The sequence below is a fragment of the Acinetobacter sp. CIP-A165 genome (assembly GCF_000367985.1).
GTDB lineage: Bacteria > Pseudomonadota > Gammaproteobacteria > Pseudomonadales > Moraxellaceae > Acinetobacter.
The window spans coordinates 57,910-66,527 of record NZ_KB849200.1 but is presented as its reverse complement, the minus strand read 5'-3'; the positions used below and the strand labels follow the sequence as shown (position 1 = coordinate 66,527).

7 protein-coding genes are annotated in these 8,618 nt (G+C 42.3%); 1 reads left to right on the top strand and 6 read right to left on the bottom strand.

All coding sequences use genetic code 11. From position 1 onward, the window contains the following. Positions 1-79: 79 nt before the first annotated feature. The 6 genes from F991_RS00290 to F991_RS00265 all read right to left on the bottom strand — a co-directional run bounded on the left by F991_RS00290 (position 80) and on the right by F991_RS00265 (position 6,888). Positions 80-724, bottom strand: a complete 645-nt coding sequence (locus F991_RS00290) for an SMODS domain-containing nucleotidyltransferase (protein WP_051064198.1) — start codon at positions 722-724, stop codon at positions 80-82. Positions 725-923: 199 nt separating this feature from the next. Beyond that, positions 924-1,190 carry a hypothetical protein gene (locus tag F991_RS00285; protein ID WP_004667990.1) on the bottom strand — a complete coding sequence of 89 codons (267 nt, stop codon included), beginning with the start codon at positions 1,188-1,190 and terminating at the stop codon, positions 924-926. A 158-nt stretch (positions 1,191-1,348) separates the two neighbouring features. Beyond that, a complete protein-coding gene (acnD, locus tag F991_RS00280) occupies positions 1,349-3,970 on the bottom strand; it encodes a Fe/S-dependent 2-methylisocitrate dehydratase AcnD (protein WP_004667988.1) in 2,622 nt (873 codons plus the stop codon). A 1-nt stretch (position 3,971) separates the two neighbouring features. Beyond that, a complete protein-coding gene (prpC, locus tag F991_RS00275; RefSeq protein ID WP_004667985.1) occupies positions 3,972-5,129 on the bottom strand; it encodes a bifunctional 2-methylcitrate synthase/citrate synthase in 1,158 nt (385 codons plus the stop codon). 174 nt (positions 5,130-5,303) lie between these two features. Beyond that, complete coding sequence (gene prpB, locus F991_RS00270) at positions 5,304-6,185, bottom strand: methylisocitrate lyase (protein WP_004667983.1); 882 nt, start codon at positions 6,183-6,185, stop codon at positions 5,304-5,306. Continuing rightward, the gene (locus F991_RS00265) at positions 6,178-6,888 is read right to left on the bottom strand and encodes a GntR family transcriptional regulator (RefSeq protein ID WP_004667982.1); all 711 of its coding nucleotides are present in this window, start codon (positions 6,886-6,888) and stop codon (positions 6,178-6,180) included. The genes prpB and F991_RS00265 overlap by 8 nt, the downstream gene beginning before the upstream one ends. 426 nt (positions 6,889-7,314) lie before the next feature. Between F991_RS00265 and F991_RS00260 the strand changes: the two genes are divergently transcribed. Further along, positions 7,315-8,520, top strand: a complete 1,206-nt coding sequence (locus F991_RS00260; protein ID WP_004667980.1) for an amino acid aminotransferase — start codon at positions 7,315-7,317, stop codon at positions 8,518-8,520. Positions 8,521-8,618: the final 98 nt, after the last annotated feature.

Below are 8,618 nucleotides of genomic sequence, written 5' to 3'. Positions count from 1 at the left end.
ATTTCATCCAAGGATTATCTCTTGAATTAAATAATTTTGCTGATTAATTTAAGATCAAATAAATTGTACGTTTTTTGATTTATGACGGAAGTCTACTGTAAGACCATTGCTCCATAAATCTATAAGCTAAAGTATCAAGTAAGATTCCACTAATCGGCACATTCCATTGATCTTTCCATGCTCTCGCCATTCGGCATAATCTTTTTAAATTTTTATTAGAACCAATATTCAATTGATTTAAAGCATTTTTCTCTTCACGTGGCTTTGTTACTTTCCAACTTCCCCCATTATTTGTATCAGGATATGTATAGTTAATACCATCACTATTTAAAAAAGCAGGAACTATTTCAAAACAAATACCATCTGTGAAATTTAATTTTACTACTTGCCCATCTCCTCTAACATATGTACTAGAGTAAGTTTTTTTTATAGCGTCTTTTACAGCTTGGATTAATGCTGATTGACCATTTCCTATATAGTTACTATATCTAGAATACATTTCGAAAGGGAGTTCAATGATCAAATCAATATCACTTGTATGAATATCAGTTCCCCTTCCATAAGATCCTACATATAAACTATGTCTGATTCCTGATTCTATCCCCCAAAAATCTAAGTTTATTCTTTTAGTGATCTGCTCGACTCTATATTTAATATTAAATACAGTAGTCTCACTCATTCTCAAATTATTACAAAATGATGTAAATTTAACACTAATACTCATTATATTATCACCCCAATTTAATAAGCCCCACCAATAATTTGGGGCTTATTAATCTTTTTCAATAAATATCAAAATAATTTTTAACTTCTACACCACACCTGTTTCTAAATTCTTCCTGTCTCTAACCGGCAATAATAGATTCAATCACCCTAGGTGTGAGATACCACAAGATGTCGGGATTTTTATATGATCAACTTCTTTAAAGAAAGTACATTCGAATCAAATTTGCCGCAATAAGCATAAGAATAATAGCTGTTAAACCTGTCAACAAATTGAGTAGTATTTTAGCGATGTTTGATAAGTTTGATTTATAGATCTTAACATTTATACCATAGGCACTTGCTCCAAGAGCTCCACCAATAGCACCTCCAACCAACATAAGTACGAGTGGCCAGCCACATAATAGATGCGCTTTAACGGGTAGCTTCCTCTCAGCTTGATTATCTAATTTATTTGTTATTTCCAATTTTTGATCCTTCTTTATATGCACATTTTTATAAAAAACCTATTTTAAATAAAACTTTTAACAGGCCATCAATTCTATTTACACAGCATATATAGTAAAAACCCCATCATCAAGATAGGGCTTTTTTAAAACAATATCAATCACTTTTAGCTAAAGTATTAAGCCACTTGACCTTCTAAAAAGTCTTGAGCAAAACGCTGTAATACACCGCCTGCTTCATACACAGAAACTTCTTCTTCTGTATCTAAACGACAAGTCACAGGTACTTCAACGATTTCATTTCGACCATCAGCCGTCGAGCGCTCAATCACCAAAGTTAAGTCAGAACGTGGTGAGATATTACCAATCACGCTATAAAGCTCAGTACCATCTAACTTTAAGGTCTTACGGTTGACACCCTCTTTAAACTCAAGCGGTAAAACACCCATACCCACTAAGTTCGTGCGGTGAATACGCTCAAAACCTTCAGCCACGATCGCTTCAACACCTGCGAGACGAACACCTTTGGCAGCCCAGTCACGACTAGAACCCTGACCATAATCCGCACCCGCAACGATGATCAACGGTTGCTTACGATTCATGTAAGTTTCAATCGCTTCCCACATCCGCATCACTTCACCTTCAGGCTCGACACGCGCTTTTGAACCTTGCTTAATGGTGCCGTCTGAACGAACGACCATTTCATTAAACAATTTTGGGTTAGCAAATGTCGCACGTTGCGTGGTGAGATGGTCGCCACGATGGGTTGCGTATGAGTTAAAGTCTTCCTCAGGTACACCCATTTTCGCCAAATACTCACCAGAAGCACTGTCGAGTACAATCGCATTCGATGGAGACAAATGATCGGTGGTGATGTTGTCACCCAAGATCGCAAGTGGACGCATATTGGATAAAGTGCGTGGCGCAGCCAATGCCCCTTCCCAATACGGCGGACGGCGAATATAAGTACTCATTGGACGCCAATCATACAATGGGCTTGCCGCTTCTTCATTGACACCCAAATCAAACATTGGAATGTAGATTTTACGGAACTGTTCAGGCTTAACCGATTCTTTCACTAAGGCATCAATTTCAGCATCCGATGGCCAGATGTCTTTCAGGTAAATTGGATTACCATCTTTATCGTTTCCAAGTGAATCGGTTTCGATGTCAAAACGAATCGTTCCTGCAATCGCATAGGCAACAACCAGTGGAGGCGATGCCAAGAATGCTTGTTTTGCATATGGATGAATACGACCATCAAAGTTACGGTTACCCGAAAGTACCGCAGTCGCGTACAAGTCACGATCAATAATTTCTTGTTGAAGGACTGGATCTAATGCACCTGACATGCCGTTACAAGTGGTACATGCATAAGCCACGATACCAAAACCAAGTTTCTCTAGGTCTTTCAGTACGCCCGCTTCTTCAAGATATAGCGCAGCAGCTTTTGAACCCGGTGCAAATGATGATTTCACCCATGGCTTACGTGTTAAACCAAGTTCATTGGCTTTACGTGCCAATAGACCTGCCGCCACGGTATTACGTGGGTTTGAAGTATTGGTACACGAAGTGATTGCGGCAATGATGATTGCACCGTCAGGCATCAAACCATCAGTACGGTGCTCAACCACACCAGCAATGCCTTTGGCTTTCAAATCAGCCGTAGAAACACGTGCATGTGGGTTTGATGGACCTGCAATGTTACGAGTCACGGTTGAAAGATCAAAACGAAGTACACGTGGGTACTGCGCTTTGGTCATATCAGATGCCCAAAGACCGATTTCTTTGGCGTATTGCTCAACCAGTTTGACTTGGTCTGCTTCACGACCTGTCAAGGTTAAATAATCAATGGTGTTTTGGTCGATGTAGAACATCGCCGCAGTTGCACCATATTCTGGGGTCATATTGGAAATGGTCGCACGATCACCAATCGACATGGTGTCTGCGCCTTCACCGAAGAACTCAAGGTAAGCACCGACCACACGTTCTTTACGCAAGAACTCTGTGAGCGCCAAAACGATATCAGTTGCAGTGATGCCTGCTTGACGTTGACCGACAAACTCAACCCCAATAATGTCAGGTAGACGCATCCACGATGCACGACCCAACATGACATTTTCAGCTTCTAAACCGCCGACACCAATCGAAATCACACCTAACGCATCGGTATGTGGAGTATGTGAGTCAGTACCGACACAGGTATCTGGGAATGCGATTCCATCACGCGCCTGAATCACTGGAGACATTTTCTCCAAGTTGATTTGGTGCATGATGCCGTTACCCGCAGGGATCACGTCGACATTTTTAAATGCTGTCTTCGTCCACTCAATAAAGTGGAAACGGTCTTCGTTACGACGGTCTTCAATGGCACGGTTTTTTTCAAACGCGTCAGGATCAAAACCACCAAACTCAACTGCAAGTGAATGATCCACAATCAATTGTGTTGGAACCACTGGATTGACTTTCGCTGGATCGCCACCTTGCTCCGCAATGGCATCACGCAAACCTGCCAGATCAACCAAAGCGGTTTGACCTAAGATGTCATGACAGACCACACGTGCAGGATACCAAGGAAAATCCATGTCCTGACGGCGTTCGATTAACTGAGTTAAAGCATCGTTGAGCAATGCTGGGTCGCAACGACGTACCAATTGCTCTGCCAATACTTTCGAGGTATACGGCAAAGTTGCATATGCGCCTGGCTGAATATCTTCAACGGCTTGACGCACGTCATAGTATTCGAGCTGGGTATCGCCATTATAATTTGGCAGCGGTTTACGGTATTGTGTGTTATTCATATTAGCCACGCTCCGCCAAAGGTTTGAATTCTAGATTTTCAGGACCTGTATAGTTCGCGCTTGGACGAATGATCTTGCCGTCTTGACGTTGCTCAATCACATGCGCTGACCAACCTGCGGTACGTGCAATCACGAACAATGGCGTAAACATGGCGGTAGGAACACCCATCAAGTGATAGCTCACTGCACTGAACCAATCAAGGTTCGGGAACATGTTCTTCACTTCTTTCATCACCGCTTCTAGACGTTCAGCGATCAAATACATTTTGTTATTTTCTTGCGCTTCAGCAAGATCATAAGCCACTTTCTTGATCACTTCGTTACGTGGATCAGAAATGGTATATACAGGGTGACCAAAACCGATGATCACTTCTTTCTTTTCAACACGACTACGAATATCTGCTTCTGCTTCATCGGCATTGTCATAACGCTGTTGAATCACGAACGCAACTTCGTTTGCACCACCGTGTTTTGGTCCACGTAGCGCACCAATGCCGCCTGTAATCGCTGAGTACATGTCTGAACCTGTACCTGCCACCACACGCGAGGTAAAGGTTGATGCATTGAACTCATGCTCTGCGTACAGAATCAATGAGGTATGCATCGCTTCAATCCATTCTTCAGATGGTTTTTCGCCATGAAGTAGATGCAGGAAATGTGCAGCAATCGAGTCATCATCAGTTTCGACTTCGATACGGCGACCATTGTTGCTGAAGTGATACCAATACAACAACATTGAACCTAGGCTTGCCATCAATTTATCAGCAATGTCTTTTGCGCCCGCTTCGTTGTGATCTTCGTGTTCAGGCGTTAAACAACCCAGAACTGAAACGCCAGTACGCATCACGTCCATCGGGTGTGCCGAAGGTGGAAGTTGCTCAAGCGCAGTTTTAAGTGCAGCAGGTAAGCCACGTAATGCTTTTAATTTTGCTTTATAGGCTTTCAGTTCAGCTTTGTTTGGCAGTTTGCCATGGACCAGCAAGTGTGCCACTTCTTCAAATTGGCTGCCCACTGCGAGGTCAAGAATGTCATAGCCACGATAGTGTAAGTCATTGCCGCTGCGCCCTACAGTACACAATGCCGTGTTACCAGCAACTTGACCACTGAGTGCAACTGATTTTTTTGGTTTGAAGCCTGTTGGCGTTTCATTACTGCTCATAAGATTGTCCTATTTTTATATCTTTGGGTTAAAACTTGCCAATTCCCTAATCCCCCTAAATCCCCCTTTAAAAAGGGGGACTTCACATTCATCCTAGACAATCTAAGATTTATGTTATTCCCCTCTTTTTCAAAGATGAGGAACATGGTTCCGCAAGGGGGAGAGATTTATTACTTATTTCTTTTCAAAAGTTCCATCTAGATATTGTTCAAACGCATGGTAGTTAATACGCTCATACAATTCTTGACGAGTTTGCATGGTGTCCACCACATTCTTTTGTGTACCTTCTTTGCGTAAAGTCTCATACACATTTTCTGCTGCTTTATTCATCGCACGGAATGCAGAAAGTGGATATAAAGCAATACTGACATCGGCAGAAGCCAATTCTTCCGTGGTGAATAATGGCGTAGAACCAAATTCAGTAATGTTCGCCAATACAGGAACTTTGGTCAAATCAGCAAACTGCTTATACATGGCCAATTCAGTAATTGCTTCAGGGAATAACATATCCGCACCTGCTTCAATATATGCACCTGCACGATCAATCGCTGCTTGTAAGCCTTCAACCGCCAAAGCATCCGTACGTGCCATGATCACAAAACTGTCATCAGTACGTGCATCAACCGCTGCTTTGATGCGGTCAACCATTTCTTGTTGTGTCACGATTGCTTTATTTGGCCGGTGACCACAACGTTTAGCACCGACTTGATCTTCGATATGCATCGCTGCTGCACCGAACTTAATCATCGACTTGGTGGTACGAGCAATATTAAATGCAGATGCGCCGAAACCAGTATCCACATCCACCAATAATGGTAAGTCACAAACATCAGTGATACGACGCACATCTGTCAATACGTCATCAAGGTTGCTAATGCCTAAATCAGGTAAGCCCAACGAACCTGCCGCTACACCGCCACCTGATAAATAAATGGCTTTATAACCTGCACGTTTTGCCAATAAAGCATGGTTTGCATTAATTGCACCCACCACTTGTAATGGTTTTTCTTGTGCGACCGCGTCGCGGAATAGCTGACCAGCAGACTGTTTAGCCATGTTGATATTCTCCTTGAGTTTGCAGCAATGTTTGCTCAACAATTTTGTAGGATGCATTGATGTGACGGTGCATCAGCATTTCGGCGAGTTCACCGTCACCTTCAGCAATCGCATCTAAAATGCGGATATGTTCGTCCAAAGCCTTGCTTGGTCGATCAGGGGTATTTGAAAACTGGATTCGATACATGCGAATGAGGTGATATAGCTCATCACACAACATTTTTTCGAGGGTCTTATTGCCACTACTTTTAATAATGCAGTAATGGAAATCATCCTGCCCTTCTTGTAAATAATAGCCTTTACCTGCTTTAAAATTTTCATCCTCAGCATGCAACCGTAATACATCGCGTAATGCCAAGATTTGTTTTTTATCGATATGTTGCGCAGCGAGTTTACACGCCAACCCTTCTAAAGAAGCACGAATCTGATACAGCTCTTGGAACTGTTGCTGCGAGAGAGAGACCACACGGGCGCCAATATGTGCAGTACGCTCCACCAATTTCTGTCCTTCGAGACGATGTATCGCCTCCCGCAAAGGCCCACGGCTAATCCCATAAATACGTGCCAGTTCAGGTTCAGAAATCTTACTTCCCGCAGGAATCTGCCCCAGAACAATCGCCGATTGAATTTGCTTAAATACGTGTTCCGTCAGTGTTCTTCCCTGACTGGTGCTGATGGCTTGTGGAACAAGGGTATCCTGCATATTGTCGACAATCTCTACCGTTTTGATGATTTTATAACGAGATATGACAAAAATTGCAATAGGATTGTCAACAATAAATAGTAGGTCTACTGTCAACCTTATTGCTATATCGTTACGAGAACTAAAGTAGCAATCAAATCAAACCTCGGACTAAAAACAGATAAAACAAAAGCTTATAAAACAGAGGCAACTGCATCTTGATTTTCTTTTTAACACCCAACGAACTTTGTCCTTGATATTCTACGACGATGGTATGACAGCTTGATTGTCAACAATCCTGATAATCTGTTGGTCTTTGACTGATTTTGTAAGTAAATACTGCACTAGAAATGCAAATAATAGAGTGCTTCATCTGCACTTTATTGGTACATTATTGGGCATTCAAAAACACCTCCATGCCCCTTGTTGAATAAAAGGACATTGTTAATGTTTCAACATATCCCACCTTATGCAGGCGATCCAATTCTTTCATTGATGGAACAGTTCAATGCTGATCCACGCGCTGAAAAGGTGAACCTCAGTATTGGTTTGTACTATAACGAAGACAGCATCGTTCCTCAGCTTGATACCATTATCGAAGCGCAAAAACGGATTGCACCGAAGAATACGCAAACCAAGCTTTATCTTCCAATGGAAGGTTTCAAACCTTACCGTGAAGCGATTCAAGCCTTATTGTTTGGCGCAAATAGCCCGGCAATTCAACAAGGTCGTGTTGCGACGATTCAAACATTGGGTGGATCAGGTGCATTGAAAGTCGGTGCTGACTTTCTAAAAACATATTTTCCAAATTCAGAAGTTTGGGTGAGTCAACCGACTTGGGATAACCATGTTGCCATCTTCAATGGTGCAGGCATCAAAAGCAATTTCTATCCATACTTCGATGCTGAAACGCGTGGTGTCGATTTTGATGGCATGTTGTCTACGCTGAAAACACTACCTGAACAAAGCATTGTGTTGTTACACCCTTGCTGTCATAACCCAACAGGTGCGGATTTGAATCCAGCACAATGGGATCAAGTGATTGCGGTATTAAAACAAGGTAATTTGATTCCATTCCTAGACATCGCCTACCAAGGTTTTGGCGATGGTATGGAACAAGATGCCTATGCAATCCGTGCCCTAGATCAATCTGGTTTAAACTTCATCGTCAGCAACTCATTCTCTAAAATCTTCTCGCTTTACGGTGAGCGTGTTGGTGGTTTGACTTTCGTTTGTGATGATGCAGAAGCAGCAAAATGCACATTCGGTCAGTTGAAAGCAACGGTTCGTCGTATCTACTCTAGCCCACCAACAACAGGTGCATGGTTAGTGGATCAAGTGTTAAATGACGCTGCACTGAACCAACAATGGAAAGACGAAGTCAAAGAGATGCGTGAGCGTATCCTTAAAATGCGTATCATCTTAAGAGATGAGCTGACCAAAGCATTGCCAGAACGTGACTTTAGCTACTTGGTGAATCAAAAAGGCATGTTCAGTTACACAGGTTTAACTGCTGAACAAGTGGATATCTTGCGTGAAGAATACGCAATCTACCTCGTTCGTAGTGGTCGTATCTGCGTTGCTGGTTTAAACATGAATAATGTCTATAAAGTTGCGAAAGCGGTTGCTGAAGTTTTAGCGAAATCTGCTTAACTTATAAATTCATCTACACTTCTTTACTTAAGAATGGCTGTTTCAACTGAAGCAGCCATTTTTTATTTTCCGCTGTCTTTGTATACTGCAAGGTATTA